The sequence below is a fragment of the Streptomyces sp. NPDC007162 genome (assembly GCF_040634175.1).
In the GTDB taxonomy this organism is placed as follows: Bacteria; Actinomycetota; Actinomycetes; order Streptomycetales; family Streptomycetaceae; genus Streptomyces.
Map to the genome: position 1 here is coordinate 1 of NZ_JBEYFC010000088.1, position 24,576 is coordinate 24,576.

At 72.1% G+C, this 24,576-nt stretch carries 23 protein-coding genes, 2 pseudogenes and 1 riboswitch; of the genes and pseudogenes, 18 read left to right on the plus strand and 7 right to left on the minus strand.

All coding sequences use genetic code 11. The features are described 5' to 3' along the window. From ABZ646_RS13530 to ABZ646_RS13545, 4 genes and pseudogenes are all read left to right on the plus strand, one after another. Positions 1–518: pseudogene (locus ABZ646_RS13530) on the plus strand (peptidase M16); the annotation flags it as partial. Then, a complete protein-coding gene (locus ABZ646_RS13535) occupies positions 515–1,903 on the plus strand; it encodes a pitrilysin family protein (protein ID WP_360517251.1) in 1,389 nt (462 codons plus the stop codon). The pseudogene ABZ646_RS13530 and the gene ABZ646_RS13535, both read left to right, overlap by 4 nt. Before the next feature lie 191 nt (positions 1,904–2,094). Beyond that, a riboswitch (cyclic di-AMP (ydaO/yuaA leader) is annotated at positions 2,095–2,258 on the plus strand. Between the two features lie 12 nt (positions 2,259–2,270). Further along, entirely contained in the window at positions 2,271–3,026 is a 756-nt protein-coding gene (locus ABZ646_RS13540) for a M23 family metallopeptidase (protein ID WP_360517254.1), read from the plus strand. Positions 3,027–3,218: 192 nt separating this feature from the next. Next, positions 3,219–3,914 carry a GntR family transcriptional regulator gene (locus tag ABZ646_RS13545; protein ID WP_360517257.1) on the plus strand — a complete coding sequence of 232 codons (696 nt, stop codon included), beginning with the start codon at positions 3,219–3,221 and terminating at the stop codon, positions 3,912–3,914. Positions 3,915–4,184: 270 nt separating this feature from the next. Here ABZ646_RS13545 and ABZ646_RS13550 read toward each other — a convergent pair whose 3' ends face one another. Then, positions 4,185–4,466, minus strand: a complete 282-nt coding sequence (locus ABZ646_RS13550; RefSeq protein ID WP_360517260.1) for an HPr family phosphocarrier protein — start codon at positions 4,464–4,466, stop codon at positions 4,185–4,187. 176 nt (positions 4,467–4,642) lie between these two features. Between ABZ646_RS13550 and ABZ646_RS13555 the strand changes: the two genes are divergently transcribed. The 4 genes from ABZ646_RS13555 to ABZ646_RS13570 all read left to right on the plus strand — a co-directional run bounded on the left by ABZ646_RS13555 (position 4,643) and on the right by ABZ646_RS13570 (position 10,033). Then, a complete protein-coding gene (locus ABZ646_RS13555; RefSeq protein WP_360517263.1) occupies positions 4,643–7,471 on the plus strand; it encodes a GNAT family N-acetyltransferase in 2,829 nt (942 codons plus the stop codon). Between the two features lie 82 nt (positions 7,472–7,553). Beyond that, positions 7,554–8,150 (plus strand): DUF5998 family protein, encoded by a 597-nt coding sequence (locus tag ABZ646_RS13560; protein WP_360517266.1) that lies wholly within the window; start codon positions 7,554–7,556, stop codon positions 8,148–8,150. Further along, a complete protein-coding gene (locus ABZ646_RS13565) occupies positions 8,150–9,343 on the plus strand; it encodes a nucleotide pyrophosphatase/phosphodiesterase family protein (protein ID WP_360517269.1) in 1,194 nt (397 codons plus the stop codon). Before ABZ646_RS13560 ends, ABZ646_RS13565 begins: the two co-directional genes overlap by 1 nt. Before the next feature lie 42 nt (positions 9,344–9,385). Further along, positions 9,386–10,033: a thymidine kinase gene (locus tag ABZ646_RS13570; protein ID WP_132893540.1), complete on the plus strand. Its 648-nt coding sequence runs from the start codon at positions 9,386–9,388 to the stop codon at positions 10,031–10,033. Positions 10,034–10,051: 18 nt separating this feature from the next. Here ABZ646_RS13570 and ABZ646_RS13575 read toward each other — a convergent pair whose 3' ends face one another. Further along, a complete protein-coding gene (locus ABZ646_RS13575; protein WP_360517272.1) occupies positions 10,052–10,852 on the minus strand; it encodes a VOC family protein in 801 nt (266 codons plus the stop codon). A 312-nt stretch (positions 10,853–11,164) separates the two neighbouring features. On the opposite strand from ABZ646_RS13575, the gene ABZ646_RS13580 reads away from it, so the two are divergent. Beyond that, positions 11,165–12,007, plus strand: a complete 843-nt coding sequence (locus tag ABZ646_RS13580) for a sulfurtransferase (protein WP_360517275.1) — start codon at positions 11,165–11,167, stop codon at positions 12,005–12,007. Positions 12,008–12,084: 77 nt separating this feature from the next. On the opposite strand, the gene sepH is transcribed toward ABZ646_RS13580, so the two are convergent. Next, positions 12,085–13,122, minus strand: coding sequence for a septation protein SepH (sepH, locus tag ABZ646_RS13585; protein WP_360517278.1), 1,038 nt, complete (start codon positions 13,120–13,122; stop codon positions 12,085–12,087). A 471-nt stretch (positions 13,123–13,593) separates the two neighbouring features. On the opposite strand from sepH, the gene ABZ646_RS13590 reads away from it, so the two are divergent. Then, on the plus strand, positions 13,594–14,403 hold the full coding sequence (locus ABZ646_RS13590) for a hypothetical protein (RefSeq protein ID WP_360517281.1): 810 nt from the start codon (positions 13,594–13,596) through the stop codon (positions 14,401–14,403). Here ABZ646_RS13590 and ABZ646_RS13595 read toward each other — a convergent pair. Both ABZ646_RS13595 and ABZ646_RS13600 read right to left on the minus strand, forming a co-directional pair. Continuing rightward, entirely contained in the window at positions 14,327–15,646 is a 1,320-nt protein-coding gene (locus tag ABZ646_RS13595) for a D-arabinono-1,4-lactone oxidase (protein ID WP_360517284.1), read from the minus strand. The two genes, ABZ646_RS13590 and ABZ646_RS13595, sit on opposite strands and share 77 nt — an antisense overlap. Then, positions 15,606–16,844, minus strand: a complete 1,239-nt coding sequence (locus ABZ646_RS13600) for an MFS transporter (RefSeq protein ID WP_360517287.1) — start codon at positions 16,842–16,844, stop codon at positions 15,606–15,608. The genes ABZ646_RS13595 and ABZ646_RS13600 overlap by 41 nt, the downstream gene beginning before the upstream one ends. Positions 16,845–17,003: 159 nt before the next feature. Here ABZ646_RS13600 and ABZ646_RS13605 point away from each other — a divergent pair, with 159 nt between their 5' ends. Then, the gene (locus ABZ646_RS13605; RefSeq protein WP_360517290.1) at positions 17,004–18,131 is read left to right on the plus strand and encodes a ferrochelatase; all 1,128 of its coding nucleotides are present in this window, start codon (positions 17,004–17,006) and stop codon (positions 18,129–18,131) included. Between the two features lie 8 nt (positions 18,132–18,139). Beyond that, a complete protein-coding gene (locus tag ABZ646_RS13610) occupies positions 18,140–18,955 on the plus strand; it encodes an inositol monophosphatase family protein (protein ID WP_360517293.1) in 816 nt (271 codons plus the stop codon). Between the two features lie 158 nt (positions 18,956–19,113). Here ABZ646_RS13610 and ABZ646_RS13615 read toward each other — a convergent pair whose 3' ends face one another. Then, complete coding sequence (locus ABZ646_RS13615) at positions 19,114–19,287, minus strand: hypothetical protein (RefSeq protein WP_360517296.1); 174 nt, start codon at positions 19,285–19,287, stop codon at positions 19,114–19,116. A 418-nt stretch (positions 19,288–19,705) separates the two neighbouring features. Between ABZ646_RS13615 and ABZ646_RS13620 the strand changes: the two genes are divergently transcribed. The 4 genes from ABZ646_RS13620 to ABZ646_RS13635 all read left to right on the plus strand — a co-directional run bounded on the left by ABZ646_RS13620 (position 19,706) and on the right by ABZ646_RS13635 (position 23,250). Continuing rightward, the gene (locus tag ABZ646_RS13620) at positions 19,706–20,359 is read left to right on the plus strand and encodes a response regulator transcription factor (RefSeq protein ID WP_003993508.1); all 654 of its coding nucleotides are present in this window, start codon (positions 19,706–19,708) and stop codon (positions 20,357–20,359) included. A gap of 5 nt (positions 20,360–20,364) precedes the next feature. Then, positions 20,365–21,621: a HAMP domain-containing sensor histidine kinase gene (locus ABZ646_RS13625; RefSeq protein WP_360517299.1), complete on the plus strand. Its 1,257-nt coding sequence runs from the start codon at positions 20,365–20,367 to the stop codon at positions 21,619–21,621. 401 nt (positions 21,622–22,022) lie between these two features. After that, the gene (locus tag ABZ646_RS13630; protein ID WP_003997302.1) at positions 22,023–22,319 is read left to right on the plus strand and encodes a DUF4193 domain-containing protein; all 297 of its coding nucleotides are present in this window, start codon (positions 22,023–22,025) and stop codon (positions 22,317–22,319) included. Between the two features lie 13 nt (positions 22,320–22,332). Next, the gene (locus ABZ646_RS13635) at positions 22,333–23,250 is read left to right on the plus strand and encodes a hypothetical protein (protein WP_360517302.1); all 918 of its coding nucleotides are present in this window, start codon (positions 22,333–22,335) and stop codon (positions 23,248–23,250) included. A 35-nt stretch (positions 23,251–23,285) separates the two neighbouring features. On the opposite strand, the gene ABZ646_RS13640 is transcribed toward ABZ646_RS13635, so the two are convergent. After that, complete coding sequence (locus ABZ646_RS13640) at positions 23,286–23,750, minus strand: DUF3093 domain-containing protein (RefSeq protein ID WP_360517305.1); 465 nt, start codon at positions 23,748–23,750, stop codon at positions 23,286–23,288. A 58-nt stretch (positions 23,751–23,808) separates the two neighbouring features. Between ABZ646_RS13640 and ABZ646_RS13645 the strand changes: the two genes are divergently transcribed. Together ABZ646_RS13645 and ABZ646_RS13650 are read left to right on the plus strand one after the other, a co-directional pair. Then, positions 23,809–24,393, plus strand: a complete 585-nt coding sequence (locus tag ABZ646_RS13645) for a PaaI family thioesterase (RefSeq protein WP_360517308.1) — start codon at positions 23,809–23,811, stop codon at positions 24,391–24,393. After that, positions 24,390–24,576, plus strand: a pseudogene (locus ABZ646_RS13650) (hypothetical protein); the annotation flags it as partial. The gene ABZ646_RS13645 and the pseudogene ABZ646_RS13650, both read left to right, overlap by 4 nt.

The window sequence follows — 24,576 nt, forward strand, 5'->3', positions numbered from 1 at the left end:
CCCGCCTCTACAACCGCCTGGTGCGGCGCGACCGCACGGCCGTCGCGGCCGGCTTCGGCCTGCTGCGGCTCGCCGGCGCGCCGTCCCTGGGCTGGCTGGACGTGAAGACCTCCGGTGACGTCGAGGTGCCGGTCATCGAGGCCGCCATCGACGAGGAGCTCGCCCGGTTCGCCGAGGAGGGCCCCACGCCCGAGGAGATGGAGCGCGCCCAGGCCCAGTTGGAGCGTGAGTGGCTGGACCGGCTCGGCACCGTGGCCGGCCGCGCCGACGAACTGTGCCGCTTCGCCGTCCTGTTCGGCGACCCGCAGCTCGCCCTGACCGCCGTCCAGCGCGTCCTCGAGGTCACCCCCGAGGAGGTCCAGGAGGTCGCCAAGGCCCGTCTGCGCCCCGACAACCGCGCGGTGCTCGTCTACGAGCCCAGGTCCCCGGAGACGGTCGAGGACGCCGACGTGCCCGAGGACCCCGAGGCCGAAGCCACGGTCGAAGCCGGCGACAACGATGAGGAGACGGCCAAGTGACCGAGCTCGCCAGCATGGACTTCCATCCGCAGCCGCAGCCCGGCGAGGCCAGGCCGTGGGCCTTCCCCGCCCCCGAGCGCACCACCCTGGACAACGGCCTGACCGTGCTCCGCTGCCACCGCCCCGGCCAGCAGGTCGTCGCCGTGGAGGTGCTCCTGGACGCGCCCCTGGACGCCGAACCGGCCGGCCTGGACGGCGTCGCCACGATCATGGCGCGGGCCTTCTCCGAGGGCACCGACCAGCACTCCGCCGAGGACTACGCCGCCGAGCTGGAGCGGGCCGGGGCGACCCTCGACGCGCACGCCGACCACCCCGGCGTCCGCATCAGCCTGGAGGTCCCGGCCTCCCGCCTCGCCAAGGGCCTCGGACTGCTCTCCGACGCCCTCAGGGCGCCCGCCTTCGCCGACAGCGAGGTCGAGCGGCTGGTCCGCAACCGCCTCGACGAGATCCCGCACGAGCTGGCCAACCCCAGCCGCCGTGCCGCCAAGCAGCTCTACAAGGAGCTGTTCCCGGCGACCGCGCGGATGTCCCGCCCGCGCCAGGGCACCGAGGACACCGTCGAGAAGATCGACGCCGCCGCCGTACGCGCGTTCTACGACCGTCATGTGCGCCCCGCCACCGCCACCGCGGTCATCGTCGGCGACCTGACCGGCATCGACCTGGACGCGCTGCTCGGCGACACCCTGGGCGCCTGGACCGGCTCCACCGCCGAGCCCCGGCCGGTGCCACCGGTGACCGCCGACGACACCGGACGGGTCGTCATCGTGGACCGCCCCGGCGCCGTCCAGACGCAGCTGCTCATCGGCCGCGTCGGCCCCGACCGGCACGACCGGGTCTGGCCCGCCCAGGTGCTCGGCACCTACTGCCTGGGCGGCACCCTCACCTCCCGCCTGGACCGCGTGCTGCGCGAGGAGAAGGGCTACACGTACGGCGTCCGCTCCTTCGGGCAGGTGCTGCGCTCCGCCCCCGACGGCAGCGGTGCCTCCATGCTGGCCATCAGCGGCTCCGTGGACACCCCCAACACGGGCCCCGCCCTCGACGACCTGTGGACGGTTCTGCGCACCCTCGCCGCCGAGGGACTCACCGACGCCGAGCGCGACGTCGCCGTGCAGAACCTCGTCGGTGTGGCGCCGCTCAAGTACGAGACGGCGGCGGCCGTCGCCGGCACCCTCGCCGACCAGGTCGAGCAGCACCTGCCCGACGACTTCCAGGCCACGCTCTACCGGCAACTGGCCGCCACCGGCACCGTGGAGGCCACCGCGGCGGTCGTGAACGCCTTCCCGGTGGACCGTCTGGTGACCGTCCTCGTCGGCGACGCGGCGCAGATCAAGGAGCCCGTCGAGGCCCTCGGCATCGGCGAAGTGACCGTCGTCGCGGCGGAGTAGCCTCACGCGCGCGTGCGGAGCCCTGGCGGCCGTCGGCCACCAGGGCTCTCGTATGTCCGAATTGGGGCGGAGGTTGCCTTTCTGCCCTGTGGGATGCGCTACAAAAACCGCGATCCGTTTGAGTCTTGAAAGAACGCCACCGTAGTTTCCTTCGGGCTGTCCGTCAGGCACTGCGCCGCACCCGCGGCACCGGACAGCCATCGCCGAGTCCCCGTACGGCGCGAGCCAGGGGAGCCGGGGACCCACGCAGTCCCTGGGGTGAATCGGGCGCCCGCGCGTGTCGCGAGGGGGTCCGTAGGAGACCTTCCTGCTCCGAACCCGTCAGCTAACCCGGTAGGCGAGAGGGAAGGAAAGGACCAGCCTCTACATGGCGTTCATGTGCGCCTCCGGGAAGCACCGTCGTCCCGGCCGGGTGAAGCGCACCACCGCGCAGGCCGCCGGCATCGCGGCCCTCACCACCACCGGTGTCATCGGCACCGTCTCCGCCGCCCCGGCGCTCGCCGCCGAGAACTCCGTCGAGCAGACCGGTCTCACCCCGGTCATCACGGTCAGCGACTCGGTCGCCGAGCATGTCGACGCCCAGGCCGCCGCGCAGCAGGCCGAAGCCGAGCGCAAGGCGGCCGAGCAGGCCGCGCGCGAGAAGGCCGCGGCGCAGGCCGAGAAGGAGCGCGAGGCCAAGGCGCGGGCCGCGCGGGAGGCCGAGCGCAAGCGCCTCAACGCCTTCGTCGCTCCGATCAGCGACTCGTACGTGTCCACCGGCTACAAGACCGGCGGCTCCCTGTGGTCCTCCGGCTCCCACACCGGCATCGACTTCCACGCCGCCAGTGGCACGGTCGTGCACGCGGTCGGCACCGGCACGGTCGTCTCCACCGGCTGGGGCGGGGCGTACGGCAACCAGATCGTCATCAAGATGGCCGACGGCATGTACACCCAGTACGGCCACCTGTCGTCCATCGGCGTCTCCGTGGGGCAGCAGGTGACCCCGGGCCAGCAGATCGGCCTGTCCGGGTCCACCGGCAACACCACCGGCCCCCACCTCCACTTCGAGGCCCGCACGACCGCGGAGTACGGCTCCGACGTCGACCCGGTCGCCTACCTCCGCAAGCACGGCGTGAACGTCTGACGGCGGCTCTTTTCGGCGAGATCCTGCGAAGCCCCGGCAGCCTGCCGGGGCTTTCGCCGTTTTCGCGCCCCCACTGTCCAAAAAATACTCATGGATTCCGGCCCCCCGTCGGAAATTCCCGCGCATTGCAATAGAGTCGCGGAACCGGCGTCACTCGGCGGCGTTTCACGGGGATTAAGGCGGAGGTCGGACATGCGTATTCCGGCGCACTCGGTATGCACGGCGATCCGGGACGACATCGTCGCGGGTGTCCACGAGCGCGGCAGCCGGCTCACCGAGGAACTCCTGGCCCGCCGCTACGGCGTCTCGCGCGTCCCCGTCCGCGAGGCGCTGCGCACCCTGGAGGCCGAGGGCTTCGTCGTGACGCGCCGGCACGCGGGCGCGTGCGTGGCGGAACCGACCGAGCAGGAGGCCGCGGACCTGCTGGAGATGCGTCTGCTCCTGGAGCCGCTCGGCGCCCTGCGGGCCGCCCAGCGCCGCACCGAGGCCCACCTGAAGGTGCTGCGCGGGCTGGTCAGGCTGGGTCAGGAGCGGGCCAGGACGGGCAACAGCGACGACCTGCGCTCGCTGGGCGGCTGGTTCCACGAGACGCTCGCCCAGGCTTCCGCCAGCCACGCCCTGACCTCGACGCTCACCCAGTTGCGGCACAAGATCGCCTGGATGTACACGGTGGAGGCGCCCGTCAGTCCGGTGGACTCCTGGGCGGAGCACGGCGCGATCGTGGACGCCGTGGCGCGCGGTGACGGCGAGCGCGCCCGGGCGGTGACGGCCCTGCACACCGAGCGCTCCACGGTCTTCCACCGGCTCCGGTTTCCCGGCGCCGCCGAACGGGCGAACGGTGTGAGGACTTCGCAACGTCCCGTAAACATGTCGGGCGTGCGGCATTAACACGGGCGCCGTATACAAAGAGGTGTTATTCGGCGGGGCCTGTTTTTCGTCGCCCTTATTCAAGTGCGCCCTTATTCAAGCGTGCGCCCGTGTTCCAAGCGTGCACGCATGTCCAAACGTGCCCCCATGCCCAAACGTGCCCCTATTGAGGCGTGCCCTTGTGCAGTGTGCCGCTGATTCCGGCTGCGTGTCTTTCGGGCGCGAAAAGGGCGGGGCCGCGCCGGCCCCCGGAGGGGTGGCGCGGCCCCGGTCGTGCGGGCGCTGCGGTGCTCAGACGGTCTCGGGGAGTTCCTCGAGGCCCTCGGCGACCAGCTTGGCCAGGCGGTCGAGGGCGGCGTCCGCGCCCTCGGCGTCGGAGGCGAGGACGATCTCCTCGCCGCCCTGGGCGCCCAGCCCCAGGACAGCCAGCATGGAGGCCGCGTTGACGGGGCTGCCCCCGGCCTTGGCGATCGTGACCGGGACGCCTGCGGCCGTGGCGGCTCGGACGAAGATGGAAGCGGGGCGGGCGTGGAGGCCCTCGGCCCAGCCGACGTTGACGCGGCGCTCAGCCATGTGATGCTGCCCTTCGGTGTTCAGGGTTGTCTAGACCAGTTTTCCATATCGTGAAGCATCCCCGGAGCGGACCTGAGTCCCTCCGGGTGTGTCGCCGGACCGCGGCCTCGGTCCGGCTTCCGTCCTCCACAGACTGCCTCGCGCCGTTGTCGGACGCGAGCCGTACTCTGGGGCCCATGCAGACCCCGGCGGACCCGCAGGACCGGCACGAGTACCCGTCCCACTGGGAGGCTGACGTGGTGCTGCGCGACGGCGGTACCGCGCGCATCCGGCCCATCACCGTCGATGATGCCGACCGCCTGGTCAGCTTCTACGAGCAGGTCTCGGACGAGTCGAAGTACTACCGCTTCTTCGCGCCCTACCCCAGGCTCTCCGCCAAGGACGTCCACCGCTTCACTCACCACGACTTTGTGGACAGGGTGGGACTCGCGGCCACTATCGGCGGCGAGTTCATCGCAACCGTACGCTATGACCGCATTGGCGCCGACGGCACGCCCGCCTCCGCACCCGCCGACGAGGCCGAGGTCGCCTTCCTCGTCCAGGACGCCCACCAGGGCCGCGGGGTCGCCTCCGCCCTCCTGGAGCACATCGCCGCCGTCGCGCGCGAGCGCGGGATCCGCCGGTTCGCCGCCGAGGTGCTGCCCGCCAACAGCCGGATGATCAAGGTGTTCACGGACGCCGGCTACACCCAGAAGCGCAGCTTCGAGGACGGCGTCGTCCGCCTGGAGTTCGGCCTGGAGCCCACGGACCGCTCGGTCGCCGTCCAGCAGGCCCGCGAGCAGCGCGCCGAGGCCCGTTCGGTGCGACGGCTGCTGGCGCCCGGCTCCGTGGCGGTGATCGGCGTCGGCCGTGCGCCCGGCGGGGTGGGCCGCAGCGTTCTCGGCAACCTCCGGGACGCCGGGTTCACCGGCCGTCTGCACGCGGTGAACCGGGCCTTCCCCGAGGACCTCAAGGAGGTCGACGGGGTGCCCGCGCACCGCTCCGTACGGGACATCGAAGAACCGGTGGACCTGGCGGTGGTCGCCGTACCCGCCGACCACGTCCCCGACGTCGTCACCGAGTGCGGGGAGCACGGCGTCCAGGGCCTCGTCGTCCTCGCCGCCGGCTATGCGGAGAGCGGGCCCGACGGCCGCGAACGCCAGCGCGAACTGGTCCGCCGCGCGCGCACGTACGGCATGCGGATCATCGGGCCCAACGCCTTCGGGGTCATCAACACCGCGGACGACGTCCGGCTGAACGCGTCCCTCGCGCCCGAGATGCCGCGCCCCGGCCGCATCGGGCTGTTCGCCCAGTCCGGCGCCATCGGCATCGCCCTGCTGTCCCGGCTGCACCGGCGGGGCGGCGGAGTCACCGGGACCACGGGTGTGTCCACCTTCGTCTCGTCGGGCAACCGCGCGGACGTCTCCGGCAACGACGTGCTCCAGTACTGGTACGACGACCCCGAGACCGACGTCGTCCTCATGTACCTGGAGTCGATCGGCAACCCCCGCAAGTTCACCCGGCTCGCACGGCGCACGGCGGCCGCCAAGCCGCTGGTCGTGGTGCAGGGCGCCGGATCGGCGCCGCAGGGGCACGCGGTACGGGCGACGCGGCTGCCGCACGCCACGGTCTCCGCGCTGCTGCGGCAGGCCGGGGTGATCCGTGTCGACACGATCACCGAACTGGTCGACGCGGGTCTGCTGCTCGCACGGCAGCCGTTGCCGTCCGGGCCGCGGGTCGCCATCCTCGGGAACTCCGAGTCGCTGGGGCTGCTGACGTACGACCGGTGCCTCGCGGAAGGGCTGCGCCCGGCCAGGCCGCTGGACCTGACGACCGGGGCGACCGCGGCCGACTTCCACCGGGCGCTGGCCCGGGCGCTGGCGGACGAGTCCTGCGACGCGGTGGTCGTGACGGCAATACCGGCGATCGGGGAGGGACCGGTCGGGGACGCCGAGCTGGCCGAGGCGCTGCGGTCGGCGGCCGAGTCGGTGCCCGGGAAACCCGTGCTGGTGGTGCACGTGGAGCTCGGGGGGCTGGCGGAGGCGCTGTCGGCCGCGGGCCGTACCGCGCCCCAGGCGGGGGCGACGGCACCGGGCACCGGCGGCGGTACCCACCCGGTCCCCGCCGCGGAACCGCTTCCCACCGCGGTGAGCCACTCGTACTCCCGTCTCATCCCCGCCTACCCCGCCGCCGAGCGCGCCGTGCGGGCGCTCGCCGAGGCCGTGAAATACGCGCAGTGGCGGCGGGAGGCCGCCGAGCCCGGACGGGTGCCCGAGTACGACGACATCGACGAGAAGGGGGCCGCCGCGCTGATCGGCGCGCTGCTCGCGCGCGGCCAGGGCCTCACCCTCGGCGTCGAGGAGACCTGCGCGCTGCTCGGCAGGTACGGGATCCCCGTGCACCGGGCGCTGCCCGCGCCCAGCCCCGACGCCGCCGTCCGGGCCGCCCGCGACCTCGGCTACCCGGTGGCGCTCAAGGCCACCGCTCCCCAGCTGCGGCATCGCGCGGACCTGGGCGGTGTGCGTCTCGACCTCGCGGACGAGGAGCAACTACGCCGGGCCTACGCCGAGTTGGCACAGCTGTTCGGGCCCGCCGAGGAGCTGCGGCCGGTGGTGCAGCGGATGGCGCCCCGGGGCGTCGACACCGTCGTACGGGCCGTGATCGACCCGGCGGCCGGGGCCGTGCTCTCGTTCGGGCTCGCCGGGGCCGCCTCGCAGCTGCTCGACGACATGGCGCACCGGCTGGTTCCGGTCACCGACCGGGACGCGACCTCGCTGGTGCGGTCGATCCGGACCGCACCCCTGCTGTTCGGCTGGCGCGGCTCCGCCCCCGTCGACACGCCCGCCCTGGAGGAGCTGCTGCTCAGGGTCTCCCGGCTGGTCGACGACCACCCGGAGGTGGTGGCGGTCACCCTGGAACCGGTCGTGGTCGCCCGGCAGGGCGTGAGCGTCCTCGGTGCCACGGTCCGCCTCGCACCCCCGCCGGCCCGCGACGACCTCGGCCCCCGCACCCTGCCCGCGTACTGAGGGCGGCGAACCCCCGCGGCCGGTGGCGGCGTTCGAGGAGGGTGCCCGTGACTGGCCCGGCGCCCCCTGCCCACGGATTAGGATGGACGCCATGGCCAAGACCAGTACGACGACCCAGGGGCTGCGCGTCGCGATCGAGCGCAGCGGCTACTACCCGGCCCTCGTGGCCGAGGCGGTGGAGGCTGCCGTGGGCGGTGAGCCGATCCGGTCGTACCTGGTCCACCAGGAGACGACGTTCGACCAGAACGAGGTGCGGCGGCACGTGACCGTGCTCGTCCTCACCGGAAACCGCTTCATCGTCAGCCACACCGACGAGCAGGCCGCCGACAGCACCTCCCCGACGCCGTACGCCACCACCTCGACGGAGTCCGTCAAGCTCGGCCGGATCTCGTCGGTCGTGGTCAGCCGGGTGGTCGCCAACCCGGAGCAGTACACGCCGGGGACCCTGCCCCGGGAGATCGTGCTGACCATCGGCTGGGGGGCCGTCTCCCGGATCGACCTGGAGCCCGCCGCCTGCGGTGACCCCAACTGCGAGGCCGACCACGGCTACACGGGCAGCTCCACGGCGGACGACCTCAGCCTGCGCGTGAGCGAGGCCGGGGACGGCCCGGAGACGGTGCGCCAGGCGCTCGCCTTCGCGCAGGCGATCTCCGAGGCGACCGCGGACGTCACACGCTGATGGCGTACGCCGCCTGGGACCATCCGGAACCCCTCACCCTCGGCTCCGCGCCGCTGCCCGAGTACGGCAGCGGCTCCCTCGCCGACCTCCTGCCCACCCTGGCCGCCGGGATGGCCGTACCCGGTATGACCGCGTCGATCGCGGAACTGGCCCCGGCGGACCGCAACTGCGTCTTCCTGATCGACGGGCTCGGCTGGGAACAGATCAAGGCCCACCCCGCCGAGGCCCCCTACCTGACCGCGCTGCTCGGCAGCTCGCGCGGCGGGACGGGACGGCCGCTCACCGCCGGATACCCGGCGACCACCGCGACCTCCCTGGCCTCCGTCGGCACCGGTCTGCCGCCCGGCGCGCACGGCCTGCCCGGCTACACGGTCCGCAACCCGTCGACCCGCGAGCTGATGAACCAGCTCCGCTGGCAGCCGTGGACCGACCCGGCCGCCTGGCAGCCCCACCCCACCGTCTTCCAGCTCGCCCAGGACGCCGGCGTGCACTGTGCCCAGGTGTCCTCCCCTGCCTTCGAGCGCACCCCGCTCACCAAGGTCGCGCTCAGCGGCGGAACGTTTCACGGACGGCTGACCGGCGAGGAGCGGATGGACCTCGCCGCGGAGCAGCTCGCCGCCGCCGACCGCTCCCTCGTGTACACGTACTACGCGGAACTGGACGGCGCAGGGCACCGCTACGGCGTCGACTCCGACACCTGGCAGGGCCAGCTGATGCACGTCGACCGGCTGGTGCAGCGGCTCGCCGAGCAGCTGCCCCCGCGCAGCGCGCTCTATGTCACCGCCGACCACGGCATGGTCGACATCCCGTTCGACGAACAGCACCGCATCGACTTCGACGAGGACTGGGAGCTGCGGGCCGGGGTCGCGCTGCTCGGCGGCGAGGGCCGGGCTCGGCACGTGTACGCGGTGCCGGGCGCCGAGCACGACGTGCTGACCTGCTGGCGCGAGGTGCTCGGCGAGCAGTTCTGGGTGGCCTCGCGGGACGAGGCGATCGCGGCCGGCTGGTTCGGCCCGCCGCACAGGTTCGACGAGCGGGTGTACGAGCGGATCGGCGACGTCGTCGCGGCCGCGCACGACGACGTCCTGATCATCGCCTCCGAGCGGGAGCCCAAGGAGTCGGCGATGGTCGGCAACCACGGTTCGATGACTCCCGCCGAGCAGCTCGTGCCGCTGCTCGAAGTACGCTCCTGACGCCCACTGCCCGACATCTCGCCGAAAGGTGCTCACCTTCCCATGCCCGAGCTGGTGTTCTTCTCCGGAACGATGGACTGCGGGAAGTCGACGCTGGCTCTGCAGATCGAGCACAACCGCTCGGCGCGCGGCCTCGTCGGCATGATCTTCAGCCGTGACGACCGCGCGGGCCACGGCAAGCTCTCCTCCCGCCTTGGCCTGGTGACGGACGCGGTGGAGGTCGAGGACGAGCAGGACCTGTACGCCTACCTGGTCGACCATCTCTCCCAGGGCGGCCGGGCCGACTACGTCATCGCCGACGAGGCGCAGTTCCTGGGACCGGAGCAGATCGACCAGCTCGCGCGCGTGGTCGACGATCTCGGTCTCGACGTCTACGCGTTCGGCATCACCACCGACTTCCGCTCCAAGCTGTTCCCCGGCTCGCAGCGGTTGGTGGAGCTGGCCGACCGGGTCGAGGTCCTCCAGGTCGAGGCCCTGTGCTGGTGCGGCGCCCGCGCCACCCACAACGCCCGCACCGTCGGCGGCGAGATGGTCGTCGAGGGCGCCCAGGTGGTCGTGGGAGACGTCAACGAGGCGGCCGGCAAGGTCGGTTACGAGGTGCTCTGCCGACGCCACCACCGGCGCCGGATGACCGCCGCGTCGGCCCGCGCGGCGGCCCTGTCCCCGGACGTGCTGCCGGTCACCACGTAGGCCGTCGGCACGGGCCCGTCACCGCGGGCCCTCGATCACCGAGAAGACCGCGCCCTCCGGGTCGGCCACCGTGGCGACCCGGCCGTGTGCGCTGTCCCGGGCCGGCTTCAGGACCCGGCCGCCCAGCGCGGCGACGCCGCGCGCGGTCGCGTCCGCGTCGGCCACCTCGAAGTAGGTGAGCCAGTGCGGCCCGCGGTCACGGGGCAGGGACAGGCCGACACCATGGATCCCGGCCACCGGACGGCCCGCGACGTGCAGGGTGACGTAGTCGAAGTCGGCGGACACCACCGGCTCCTCCTCGTAGCCGAACACGGTCTCGTAGAACTTGGCGACGCTCCCGGTCTCGAAGGTGAGAAGTTCGTCCCAGACGGGCGTGCCCGGCACCCCGCTGAGTGTCGTGCCCAGGTGGGCCGAGGCCTGCCAGATGCCGAAAACCGCGCCCGACGGGTCCGAACCGATGGCCATCCGGCCCGCCTCGGCCGCGTCCAGCGGGCCGACGCCCACCGTGCCGCCGCACAGCCGTACCGTCTCGGCCGTCCGGTCCACGTCGTCCGAGGCGAAGTACGGTGTCCAGGCGATCGGCAGATGCAGGTCCGGCGGCAGCTGGCCGATGCCCGCGACCTCCCGCCCGTCGAGCAGGGCCCGGACGTAGGGACCGAGCTGCTGCGGACCGGGCTCGAACTCCCAGTCGAACAGCGCGCTGTAGAACTCCTCGGTCGTGGTCAAGCCGTGCACCATCAGACTCACCCAGCAGGGGGTGCCGGGCGCGCGCCGAGCGTGCCTGCCGTTCGGGCCGGCCGATCCCCGTACCTCGGTCATCGTCACTCTCTCCTCGGCCCCTCGCGGTGGCCGTGTCGCTTCCGCTCCGCGGACCGGTTGCACCCCGGTCGCGGGTACGCCCCGTGTCGATGCCCGCACCGTCCGTGGCGACCTGTGACCACGGCTGTGGGGCGGCCTCGCCGCGGGGATGCCTCGTCTGCCGCTTCCCGCCCGTCCCGGCCGATCGCCGGCGGGTGTCCGTCCGCTGTACAGCATGTGCCCGATCCCGTACGCCAGGTGACCGAGCCTGCCCGGCCGAGCAGAGTAGTCGTACCTGGACGCCGCGGCCACCCCTGGCGTAAGGATGGGGCCATGGAAGCCATCATCACCGCAACCGAACTCGCCGACGATCTGACCGGGCCGAACCCGCCCGTCCTGCTGGACGTCCGCTGGCAGCTGACCCAGCCCGGCGCACCGTCCTTCGACGGCCGGGCCGCGTACACGGAAGGCCATCTGCCGGGCGCGGTCTTCGTGGACCTGGACCGGGAACTGGCCTCCGCGCCCGGTGGGAACGGCCGGCATCCGCTGCCCGACCTGGCCGTCTTCGGCGCGGCGATGCGCCGCGCGGGCGTCTCGGCGGGCCGTCCGGTCGTCGTCTACGACGGGGGGCTGGGCTGGGCGGCCGCGCGTGCCTGGTGGCTGCTGCGCTGGACGGGTCACCCGGACGTGCGGGTCCTCGACGGGGGGTTGCCGTCCTGGCAGGGCGCTCTGTCGACCGACGTGATCACGCCGGTCCAGGGGGACTTCGAACCGGCGCCGGACGCGGCCGGGTTGCTCGACGCCGACGGGGCGGCGGTGCTGGCTCGATCGGGTGTGCTGCTCGACGCCCGCGCGGGGGAGCGGTACCGGGGTGAAGTGGAGCCGATCGACCGGGTCGGCGGGCACATCCCGGGCGCCGTGTCGGCGCCGACCGCCGAGAACGTCGGCCCGGACGGCCGTTTCCTGCCCGCCGCCGAACTCCAGAGCCGGTTCAAGGGCTTGGGCGCCGCCCAGGGGACCGCGGTCGGCGTGTACTGCGGTTCGGGCGTCTCCGCCGCCCACGAGGTGCTTGCGCTGGCCGTCGCGGGCATCCCGGCGGCGCTGTACGTCGGCTCGTGGTCGGAGTGGTCCGCCGACCCGTCCCGTCCGGTCGCGGTCGGCCCCGACCCGCAGTAGGGCGACGTGAACAAGGGGGGCACGCACGCGTGCCCCCCTTGTTCATACGGTCGTAAGACCTGTTCTCGTCCTCGCGCCTACTCCTGCTTCTTGCGGCGCGTGCCGAAGACGATCTCGTCCCAGCTCGGTACGGCGGCCCGGCGGCCCGGGCGGACGCCGTCGGCCTCGGCCTGGCGGTCGGTGGCACCGATCAGCCGGTCGCGGTGGGCGCCGACCGAGCGGGGCATGAGGACGTCGGCGTAGGCGGAGCCGGCCGAGGCCGCGGGGGCCGGCGGCTCCTCGGTCACCGGTTCCTCGACGGGCTCCTCCAGCGGCTCCGCCGGGCGCTCCGGGACCACCAGGTCGCCCCGGAAGCTCGGCACCGCCTCCAGCAGGCTGGTCAGCGAGTCGCGTTCGCCGGCCGTCTCCTCGACCGGTTCGGCCGCCGCCGCGGGCAGGCTCGGCCGCTCGCGGTCCCGGTCACCGGGGCGGTCCAGCGGCCGGTCGCGCGGCAGCCGTGCGATCCGGGGCACGAACGGAAAGCTGGGCTCCGGTACCGCGAGGTCGTCGGACTCGCCGATCAGTGAGCGGGCCTCGTCGTCGACCGCCTGCACGAGCCGCCGCGGCGGGTCGTAGGTCCAGCTCGCCGAGTGCGGTTCGCTCGCGACCCGGTAGACGAGGAGGACCTCCCAGGTGCCGTCGTCGCGGCGCCAGGAGTCCCACTGCACGGTGTCCTTGTCGGCACCGCGCAGCACCAGCCGCTCCTGCACGGCCTCGCCGAGCAGCGGACCGGAGTTCTCACCGGGCCGGCGGACGGGCGTCTTGCGGGCCCGCTCGGCCATGAAGGCGCGCTCGGCCAGTACCGGACCCTCGAAGCGCCGCACCCGGTCGACGGGGATTCCGGCGAGCTGCGCGACCTCTTCGGCCGTCGCGCCCGCACGTATCCGCGCCTGGATGTCTCGGGGGCGCAGATGGCTCTCGACCTCGATCTCGATCTGCCCGAGCCGGGGCCGGTCGCCGCGTACGGCGGCACGGAGCCGTTCGTCGATCGGAAGGGTGTACTCCGTAGAGTCGGCAGCCTTGAGCACCAGCCGTGTGCCGTCATTGGAGACGGCCACGACACGCAGTTCGGGCATGGGGACCTCCCGGGTGGTGCCTGCCGACGTCACGTGCGTCGCTGCTTCCGCTAGTCGAGTGTGGCCTGCCCGGGTGCAGCCTGCCACAACCTTGCCGAGTTGCCCGGCGTGTCGGGCGCAGGCCCTGGAACGCCGTTATGGCACGGTTACCTATTCGCAACGCTAAGTGACCAACTCCGTCACCCTGTGCAACGAGCCCCCTCCCGGCGGTCCTGCAAGGCCCCGGACACCCTGGCGGGAGACCGGACCCAGGGCTCGCAACAGTACTCCATTCGGGCCACGTGCGTGGATTGGCGCGCCGCCGAACTTCTCGCAACAACCGCTCTCTGTCCTTCGGTTGCCCGGTTCCGGAGATCTTGAACGTGGCGTACTTCACGCAATCCACAGAATCGGAACCAATGGTTTCGTCCGTACGTCCCTTTCTTGTGCAGTCGGTCGAACAAATGCAGGAAGGGCAGGCAAGGTTCAGGAATGCGTGAAAGGCCCGGTTCCGGTGACGAGACCAGCACGAGGGAGGAGGTGGAGGGACGTTCGAAGCGGATCGACCTCAGCGTGCCCCAGGTTGCGGGCAGCGCGGTGGCCGCCGTGGTGGCCGCCAAACTCGCGTCCTCCTTCGGGGTGTACGGCACGATCCTCGGTGCCGGCGTCGTGAGCGTGATCGCCACCTGCGGCGGCACCCTGTTCCAGCACTTCTTCCAGCGCACCGGCCGGCAGTTCCGCGACGCGACCGGGGCCGCCAGGCCCCGGGGCCCGGAACCTGCGGCGCCCGGCGAGTTCACCGAGGGCACCGTCTACCGCGCCCGGGTGCGGACCTGGCGCCGCCCGCTGGTCGCGGCCGCGCTGGTGTTCGCCGTGACCATGGCCGGCATCACCACCTACGAACTGGTCTCCGGCGGCAGCTTCAGCGGCGGCTCCGGTACGACCGTCAGCGGCGCCGTCACCGGCGGGACGAGGGCGTCCGAGTCGTCGGACTCCTCGCGAACGCCGGCCTCCGCACCGAAGTCCGGCGAGGACAGCGCCACTTCGCCTGGCCCTTCGCCCTCGTCCCCGGCGCGGGGCGGGTCTTCGCAGAGCCCGACGCGGACGCCCTCCGACGCCGGGACCACGACGCCGGCGCCGGTCACGAGCGGGGACCCGGGCACGGCCGGGGAGTCCGGTGCGGACGGGGAGCCGAACGCGACGCCCACGCCCGCCGGTTCCTCGGCTACTGCCCCAGGACCCTCCGCAGATAGTCGTTCTGGAACAGCCGGTCCGGATCAAGCCGGTCCCGCAGCGCCGTGAACTCGCCGAAGCGGGGGTAGACCTCGGCGAAGTAGTCCGCGTCGCGGGTGTGCACCTTGCCCCAGTGCGGACGCCCCTCGTGCGCGGTGAAGATCCGCTCGGCGGCCGTGAAGTACGCCTGGTAGGGAGTGCCCCGGAACATGTGTACGGCGATGTAGGCACTGTCCCGGGCGGAGGCGGTGGACAGCGCGATGTCGTCGGCGGGGGCCGTGCGGACCTCGACCGGGAAGTTGACCCTGAGACCGGAACGGTCGACCGTCGCCTTGAGTTCCCGCAGCGTGTCCACCAGCGCCTCGCGCGGAACGGCGTACTCCATCTCCACGAAGCGCACCCGGCGCGGGGATGTGAAGACCTTGTAGGGGATGTCGGTGTAGGTCCGCGCGGACAGTGCCCTGCTGGAGATCCGGGCGATGGCCGGTACGACGGCGGGCGCCGCGCGGCCGACCAACTGGGCGGCGTGGAAGACGCCGTTGGAGAGGAACTCGTCCTCGAACCAGCCGGCGAGCTGCCCCACCGGCTGCGGCGGGCCGGCGCTGCGGTTGTTGCGCTTGGTGTTGGTGCTGCCGGTGTGCGGGAACCAATAGAACTCGAAGTGCTCGTTCTCGGCGCGGAGCTGGTCGAACTCGGCGAGGACCCGGTCCAGGGGCATCGGTTCCTCGCGCGCGGTGAGCAGGAAGACAGGCTCCACGGCGAACGTGATCGCGGTGACGATGCCGAGGGCGCCCAGCCCGACCCGGGCGGCGGCGAAGACCTCCGGATTCTCCTTCTCGGAGCAGGTGAGCACGGAGCCGTCCGCGGTGACCAGTTCGAGTTCCCTGATCTGGGCGGCGAGCGAGGCGGACTCGCGGCCGGTGCCGTGGGTGCCGGTGCTGGTGGCTCCGGAGACCGTCTGCTCCATGATGTCGCCCATGTTGGTCAGCGACAGACCCTCACGGGCCAGGGCCACATTGAGTCTCTTGAGCGGGGTACCGGCCTCGACCGTGACGGTCATAGCCTTCCGGTCAATGTTGCGTATGCCGGTCAACAGTTGAGGGCGGATCGACACACCGTCGGTCGCGGCGATCGCGGTGAAGGAGTGGCCGCTGCCCACCGCCTTCACCTTCAGACCGTCCTGTGCCGCCTGCCGTACGGCCGCGGCCAGCTCGTCGACGGAGGCGGGCGTGACCTCCCGCGCGGGGCGAACGGTGACGTTCCCGCCCCAGTTACGCCACGTGCCGCTCCTGCCGCTCGCTGTACTGCTCAACGGTGCCTCCCCGACGCGTGACCGGCCTGTTGAGCCGGCGGTACCCGAGGAAACCGACCGCGACCGCGACGGCCCCGGACACGGCCGGGACCCCGTACCCCGCACGGGCACCGGCCGCGTCGATCACCCAGCCGGCGACCGAGGAGCCGAGCGCCACCCCGACCGCGAGGCCGGTGCTCACCCAGGTCATGCCCTCGGTGAGCTTCGCGCGAGGTACGTGCTCTTCGATGAGGGACATCGTCGTGATCATCGTCGGTGCGATGGACAGGCCCGAAACGAACAGCGCCACGGCCAGAAGCGGCAAGTTTCCGACCAGTAGGAGGGGGATCATACTCACGGCCATCGCACATATGCCCAGCAGCCACCTGCGCTCCGGCTTCCCCGCGAACCGCATCAGGCCGAAGACCACCCCGGCCGCGCAGGAACCGGCCGCGTACAGGGCCAGGACCACGCTGGAAGCGCCCTTGTGGCCGCGTTCGTCGGCGAAGGCGACGGTCACCACGTCCACCGCACCGAAGATCGCCCCGGTGGCCACGAAGGTCGCCACCAGCACCTGGAGGCCGGACGCGCGCAGCGCCGAACCGCCGCCGTGGTGCCCACGCGGGTGCGGCTGCGGTTCGGTGGCGCGCTGGGCGGTCAGCCAGAAGACGCCGGCCGCCAGGAAACAGGCGGCCAGCAGCGGTCCCGCCTCCGGGAACCAGGCCGTGGACAGGCCGATGGAGATGATCGGCCCGAAGATGAAGCAGACCTCGTCGACGACGGACTCGAACGAGTACGCGGTGTGCAGCTGCGGGGTGCCCCGGTACAGGACCGCCCAGCGGGCCCGGATCATCGCGCCCAGACTCGGCACCGCGCCGATCCCGGCGGCGCAGACGAACAACGCCCAGTCCGGCCACCCGTAGCGCGCGGCGAACAGCAGCCCGGCCGCCGCCGCGAGCGCGAGCAGCGTCGCAGGGCGCAGCACCCGGCGCTGGCCGTACTGGTCGACCAGCCGGGACACCTGCGGGCCGATCGCGGCGGCGGACAGCGCGATGGTCGCGGAGAGCGCGCCCGCGAGGCCGTACCGCCCGCTGATCTGGGAGATCATCGTGACCACACCGATGCCCATCATGGACAGCGGCATCCGGCCGACGAAGCCCGCGGCGGAGAAGCCCTTGGTGCCTGGTGCGGCGAACAGGGCGCGATAAGGGCTGGGCACGGGGGTCTCCGACGGCTGGGTAAGGCGTGACTGCGGCTGATACAGCTTACGAGCGGGAACGTCCCGATGCACCCGGTCGGCGCCCGGGATAAAGCTCCCGAATCCGACTCTTCACGCTCCTGTTTCCGAGCCGTCAGGGCCGGGTGGCAGGATCGGCTCATGTCAGACGCGCTCGATGCCACCCCCTACGACGCCCTGCTCCTGCTCTCCTTCGGCGGCCCGGAAGGCCCGGACGACGTGGTCCCGTTCCTGGAGAACGTGACGCGCGGGCGCGGTATCCCGAAGGAACGCCTCAAGGAGGTCGGGCAGCACTACTTCCTGTTCGGCGGAGTCAGCCCGATCAACGACCAGAACCGCGCCCTGCTGGACGCCCTGCGCAAGGACTTCGCCGAGCACGGCCTGGACCTGCCGATCTACTGGGGCAACCGCAACTGGGCGCCGTACCTGACGGACACCCTGCGCGAGATGGTCGCCGACGGCCGCAGGCGCATCCTGGTGCTCGCCACCAGCGCCTACGCCTCCTACTCCGGCTGCCGCCAGTACCGCGAGAACCTCGCCGACTCGCTGGCCGCGCTGGAGGCCGAGGGCCTGGAGCTGCCGAAGATCGACAAGCTGCGGCACTACTTCAACCACCCCGGCTTCCTCGCCCCGATGATCGACGGAGTGCTCGCCTCGCTCGCGGACCTGCCCGAGGACGTCCGCGCGGGCGCCCACATCGCGTTCACCACCCACTCCGTCCCGACCGCGGCCGCGGACACCTCCGGCCCCGTCGAGGCGCACGGCGAGGGCGGCGCCTACGTCGAGGAGCACCTGGACGTGGCCGAGGTGATCGCCGAGGCGGTCCGCGAGCGCACCGGCGTCGACCACCCCTGGCGGCTCGTCTACCAGTCCCGCTCCGGCGCCCCGCACATCCCGTGGCTCGAGCCCGACATCTGCGACCACCTGGAGGAGCTGCACGGCGCCGGCGTCCCCGCCGTCGTCATGGCCCCCATCGGCTTCGTCTCCGACCACATGGAGGTCCTCTACGACCTCGACACGGAGGCCACGGCCAAGGCCGAGGAGCTGGGCCTGCCGGTACGGCGGTCCGCGACCGTCGGCGACGACCCGCGGTTCGCCGCCGCGATCCGTGACCTCGTCCTGGAGCGCGCGGCCGCGGAGAGCGGCCGGGAGGCCACGCCGTGCGCCCTGGGCGCGCTCGGCGCGAGCCACCACCTCTGCCCGGTCGGCTGCTGTCCCGCCCGCGCCCCCCGGCCGGCCGCCGCGGGCGCCGACAGCCCCTACGCGTGAGGAGCCCCGTGACCGACGCCCCGTACACGGACCTGCTGGACCTCGCCCGGGAGGCGGCCGCCCGCGCGGGCGAGCTGCTGCGGGACGGCCGTCCGGCCGACCTCGCCGTGGCCCGTACCAAGTCCAGCCCGATCGACGTCGTGACCGAGATGGACATCGCGGCCGAGAAGCTCATCACCGACCTCATCTCCGGCCGCCGGCCCGACGACGGCTTCCTCGGCGAGGAGGGTGCGTCGACGCCGGGCACCAGCGGGGTCCGCTGGGTGATCGACCCGCTCGACGGCACGGTCAACTACCTGTACGGCCTGCCGACCTGGGCGGTGTCCATCGCCGCCGAGCAGGACGGACAGACCGTGGTCGGGGTCGTGGCGGCGCCGATGCGGGGCGAGACGTACCACGCGGTGCGGGGCGGCGGGGCCTGGGCGACCGGGGCGTGGCAGGGTGAGCGGGCGCTGGCCTGCCGGCCGGCCGCGCCGCTGGCCGAGGCCCTGGTCTCCACGGGCTTCAACTACGTGACGGACGTCCGCACCCACCAGGCCGAGGTCGCCGCCCGGCTGATCCCGCTGCTGCGTGACATACGCCGCGGGGGTTCGGCGGCCATCGACCTGTGCGACCTGGCCTGCGGCCGGCTGGACGGGTACTTCGAGCGCGGACTGAACGCGTGGGACTGGGGCGCGGGCGACCTGATCGCGCGGGAGGCCGGTGTCCTGACGGGCGGCCGCCCCGGAGAGCGCCCGTCCCGGGACCTGACGGTCGCGGGCACCCCCGGGGTCTTCGAGCCCCTCCAGCGCCTCCTGGAGGACTTCGGGGCCTGGCACGACTGAGGCCCGCCCGGCCACCGGGCCCGTCCCGGAAAGCCCCCGCACCGGCGGCCGACAGGAATCGAACGCCGATGCGGGGGTAAGAGACCACATACGAGCAGGGCCCCGGCGCTGGATTCGCCGGGGCCCTGCTCGTGTGCCGGTGTGCTGCTGCGGGACTGTCAGACGCTGGTCGCGCCGACTTCCACACCGTGTTCGGCAGCGAGGCGGCGCAGGTCGTCGAGCTCGGCCTGCTCCACTTCGACGAGGAAGTCGTCGCCCTCGTCAAGCGCCCGGGTGATGTCGGACTCGGTCGCCTTTATGCGCTGCAGAAGTCCTGTCGTGAATGCGTCCATGCTGCGCCCCCTCGTCCTGGGTCGTGGGTCGGTGGCACGGGGGTGTGCCGTCGGGAAGGGGCGATCACGTCTCTCGCGGGTGCCCAGCGCTGCCTCGCTGGGCGGCGACGGTGCCGGACACCCCCATCGTCCACTCGGCTGTAGCGGCGAAGTATGTACCGCATGGTGCTGCGGCACATGCAGAGCGTGATCGCGGGGTGTACATGCGGTCCTCCCCCCGCTCCCCTCCGTGGAAACCTCAACCGCAGGAGAAAATCTCGCATTCCCGCCCCACGGCATCCGATCCGATGGTCCCGGCCCCCGTCTTACTGCCGACTTATGGCCGAAAAGGGCAGGATGGATGCACCACACCCCATGCAGACCCCGCCCGGGTGCGCCGGTGCGCGCTACGCGGGTGGACAGAGGAAGGACAAGCGACGTGCGCGTACTCGTCGTCGAGGACGAGCAACTGCTCGCCGATGCGGTGGCCACCGGACTGCGCCGGGAGGCCATGGCCGTCGACGTCGTGTACGACGGTGCGGCCGCCCTGGAGCGCATCGGCGTCAACGACTACGACGTGGTCGTCCTCGACCGGGACCTCCCCCTCGTGCACGGCGACGACGTCTGCCGCAAGATCGTCGAACTCGGCATGCCCACGCGCGTGCTGATGCTCACCGCGTCCGGCGACGTCAGCGACCGCGTCGAGGGCCTGGAGATCGGCGCCGACGACTACCTCCCCAAGCCCTTCGCGTTCAGCGAGCTCATCGCCCGCGTGCGCGCCCTCGGCCGGCGTACCAGCGTGCCGCTGCCGCCCGTCCTGGAGCGCGCGGGCATCAAGCTCGACCCGAACCGCCGCGAGGTCTTCCGGGACGGCAAGGAGGTCCAGCTCGCGCCCAAGGAGTTCGCCGTCCTGGAGGTGCTGATGCGCAGCGAGGGCGCGGTGGTCAGCGCCGAGCAGCTCCTGGAGAAGGCCTGGGACGAGAACACCGACCCCTTCACCAACGTGGTGCGCGTGACCGTGATGACCCTGCGCCGCAAGCTCGGCGAGCCCCCTGTGATCGTCACCGTCCCCGGCTCGGGTTACCGGATCTGATGAACGTGGCGACCACTCCCGCACCCCCGCAGGCACCCCCGAAGCCCACCTGGGACCCGCGGAGACCGCAGCCGGTCTTCCCATGGCTGCGCCCGACCATCCGGATACGGCTCACCCTGCTGTACGGCGGCATGTTCCTGATCGCCGGCATCCTGCTGCTGTCGATCATCTACCTGCTGGCCGCGCAGGCGATCAGCACCGGCAACCAGCCGCTGTTCAAGATCGTCGGTGCTGAGAAGCTGTCGGTCTCCAGCGACAACTGCCCCGCGCTCAACGTGGCCGGGACCAGCCCCCTGTCGCTGTCGGACTTCAACAACGCGATCTCCGTGTGCGTGGACCACCAGCGCCAGGCGGCCCTGGACAACCTCCTCAGCCGTTCGCTGCTCGCCCTGCTGGGCCTGGCCGTGATCGCCTTCGCGTTCGGGTACGCGATGGCCGGCCGCGTGCTGTCCCCGCTCGGCCGGATCACCCGCACCGCCCGCGCGGTGGCCGGCTCGGACCTGTCCCGCCGGATCGAGCTGGACGGCCCGGACGACGAGCTGAAGGAACTCGCGGACACCTTCGACGACATGCTGGAGCGGTTGCAGCGGGCCTTCACCGCCCAGCAGCGCTTCGTCGGCAACGCCTCGCACGAACTGCGCACGCCCCTGGCGATCAACCGCACACTCCTGGAGGTGCACCTCTCCGACCCGGGCGCGCCCGTGGAGCTCCAGCAGCTCGGCAAGACGCTGCTGGCCACCAACGAGCGCAGTGAGCAGCTCGTGGAGGGCCTGCTGCTGCTCGCCCGCAGCGACAACCAGATCGTCGAGCGCAAACCGGTCGACCTGGCCGAGGTGGCCACCCAGGCCGTCGACCAGGTGCACGCCGAGGCGGAGGCCAAGGGTGTGACGATCAGGGGCGTACGGAAACCGGCCGTGGTCCAGGGCAACGGCGTGCTGCTGGAGCGGATCGCGCTGAACCTGCTCCAGAACGCGGTGCGCTACAACGTGCCCGAGGACGGCTGGGTCGAGGTCACCACCGAGGTCCAGCACGGACAGGCGGTACTCTCCGTGTCGAACACCGGTCCGGTGGTGCCGGCGTACGAGATCGACAACCTCTTCGAGCCCTTCAGGCGGCTCCGCACCGAGCGGACGGGCAGCGACAAGGGAGTCGGCCTCGGCCTGTCCATCGTCCGCTCCGTGGCGCGGGCACACGGCGGTCACATCGCCGCCCAGCCCCGCGAGGGCGGAGGACTCGTGATGAGAGTCACGCTGCCGGTCTGATGCCGTTCCAAGATCGCGACACACGCGAAGGATGTTCGCTTTACGCGGAATTTTCGGACGGCGTGGCGCACCGGCGCGTGTGTGATCGATCACAGGGGCGGATTTCCGGCCATCTACTCTCGGTGATCATGGCGAGGGGAATAAAGGCGGGAAAATCCCTGTTTTCAGGGGTCTTGATCACGGGAAGTACAGGGTGAGGCGCCTTTGAGGTGTCTCGTGAGGACCGTGTACGGTCCCCATCGCCATTCAACCCGATCACTCTCGAGGGGTCCGGTTGGGTGTCGATTGAGTAACAGACCTTGATGTGAGGCAAAATCTCCGCCTCGGGTCGGGCACAAGTCCGGCCTCTCACGCGTTACGTGCGCTGGAGACACCGCAGACACCCAGAGGGGGAGAGCGACATGGCAACCGATTACGACACTCCACGCAAGACCGACGACGACGTCGACTCGGACAGCCTTGAAGAGCTGAAGGCCCGGAGGAACGACAAGTCGACGTCCTCGGTGGACGTCGACGAGTTCGAGGCCGCGGAAGGCCTCGAACTTCCCGGCGCGGACCTTTCGAACGAGGAACTGGCCGTCCGGGTGCTGCCCAAGCAGCAGGACGAGTTCACCTGCATGAGCTGCTTCCTGGTGCACCACCGCAGCCAGCTGGCCCGCGAGAAGAACGGTCAGCCGATCTGCCGCGACTGCGACTGAGAGGGGGTCGGGCATGACTGGCTCGACCTCACCTCGGAAGCGCCGTTTCCCCCTGCCGGGAGCGGACTCGGGGCCGTCCGGCGGCCCACGCGCGCGTGACATCGAGCGAGGCTCGCCCGATCCGGGAGCCTCGCTCGAACCGGCGGCAGGCCGGGGTGACCTCCCGGTGCCGGCGGACGAGCCCGCGCCCGTCGCAAGGCGACGGGCGACGGTCATCGGCGCCAAGGCCGTGGAGATGGCCCGGGAAGGGGCCCGTAAGGGCGGCAGCCGGGCGAAAGCGGGCCTGGCGTACCTGGCGGACCGGATCATCGAGATCGCCCCGCGTGTCCCCGTACGTGACCTCGCGACCCTGCGCCGGCAGTTCCCGGGCCTCGGGCCCGAGCAGCTCGCCGACAAGCTGGTGGCGGGCGCAGCGGGCGCGACCTCGGCGGTCGGGGCCGGGGTCGGTGCGGCGGCGATGCTGCCGGTGCCGCCGGCGATGCCGACCGAGCTGGCCGCGGAGATCACCGGGGTCGCGGCGATCGAGCTCAAACTGATCGCCGAACTCCACGAGGTGTACGGCGCCCGGCCGCCGGGGAACCTGAAGGCCCGCAGCACCGCGTATCTGTCCTCCTGGTCGGGGGAGCGCGGGATCGACGTGATGAGGCCGTCGACGGTCAACAACGCCCTCGGCGGGCAGATGAAGCGCGAGCTGCGCCAGCAGATCATGAAGCGGATGGTCCGGGACCTGCCCAACCTGATGCCGTTCATGGTCGGCGCCGCGGTCGGCGCGGTCATGAACCGCCGGGACACCAGGAAGCTCGCGGCGCGGATCCGCAAAGACCTGAGAAAGATCCAGGTGCCCTGGGAGGAGCTGGCGGAGCTGCCGCCGCTGGAGAAGCCGGCCGAGCCGCTGCCGATCGCCGAGCTGCCGGAGGACTTCGGCGCCTGACGGCCGCCCCCGGGCCCGCTACCCCTGCGCGGTCCTCACACCTGCGCGGTCTTCGCCGCCTCGATCGCCGCCGCCAGCGCCTCGGGCTGCCTCGTCGACAGGTACAGGTACGGCGTCGGGTCCTGCGGGTCCGTGACCTCCACGCGCAGCGCCGTCGGGATGTAGGCGCGCAGCAGCAGGAACGCGCGCACGTCGGCCTTGTAGGTGCGCCAGGCGCGCGTCTCCTCGGGGTCGAGGACGTGTGCCTCGCCGAGGGCCGAGACCGGGATCTTCGCCTCGCCCGCGATCAGCGAGTCGCCCACCACCCGGATCCGCTGGGAGCCGTACGAACTGGCCACCACCGCTGCCGCCGCCGTGCCGCCGGCCAGGCCGCCGAGCGCCGGCAGAGTGCCGAAGGGCAGCAGTATCAGGGCGAAGGAGACACCGACCAGGAAGCTGATGAACCACCACGACCGGGGGGCGGTGAGGCGTTCTTCGTACGGGGTGGCGGAAAGCTGCATGGAGCCAAGCTTGGCACGGTGTCCGGATCCACCGGACGCGCGGGTAAGGTCTGCGGCTGTGAGTGGTAGTTCCGCAGCTCTTCAGCCTCCCGCCGGCGCCCGGAAACCGGAGCGGCATCCCGATGCGCCCGCGCCCGGCGAGCTCATCGGCGCACACTACGAACACTGTTTCGGGTGTGGTCACGGGCAGGCGCACGGTCTGCACCTGGAGGCACGGGCCGGCGAGGGGGTCTCCCTGACCGCCGAGTTCACCGTGCGCCCCGCCCACCAGGGCGCCCCGGGCCTCGCGCACGGCGGGGTGCTCGCCACCGCCCTCGACGAGACGCTCGGCTCGCTGAACTGGCTGTTGCGCAGGACCGCCGTCACCGGACGCCTGGAGACCGACTTCGTACGGCCGGTGCCCGTGGGCAGCACGCTCCACCTGGCGGCCGAGGTCGTCGCCGTGGCCGGCCGGAAGATCTACTCGACCGCCACCGGTCGCATGAACGGCCCCGAGGGGCCCGTCGCCGTCCGCGCCGACGCCCTCTTCGTCGAGGTCCCCGTCGAGCACTTCACCGAGCACGGCCGCGAGGAAGAGATCCAGGCCGCCATGAACGACCCGGACCGGACCCGGCGCGCCCGCGCCTTCGAGGTGAACCCGTGAGCCCCGCTCCCCTGAACGTGCTGCTGCGCCGCGTCGACCCCGACGTACCGCTCCCGGCGTACGAGCACCCCGGTGACGCGGGCGCCGATCTGCGCACCACCGAGGCGTGCGAGCTGGCGCCGGGTGAACTCCAGCTCGACACCAAGCTGGACGGCATCCCGGCCTCCGTCCTGGCCGCGGCCC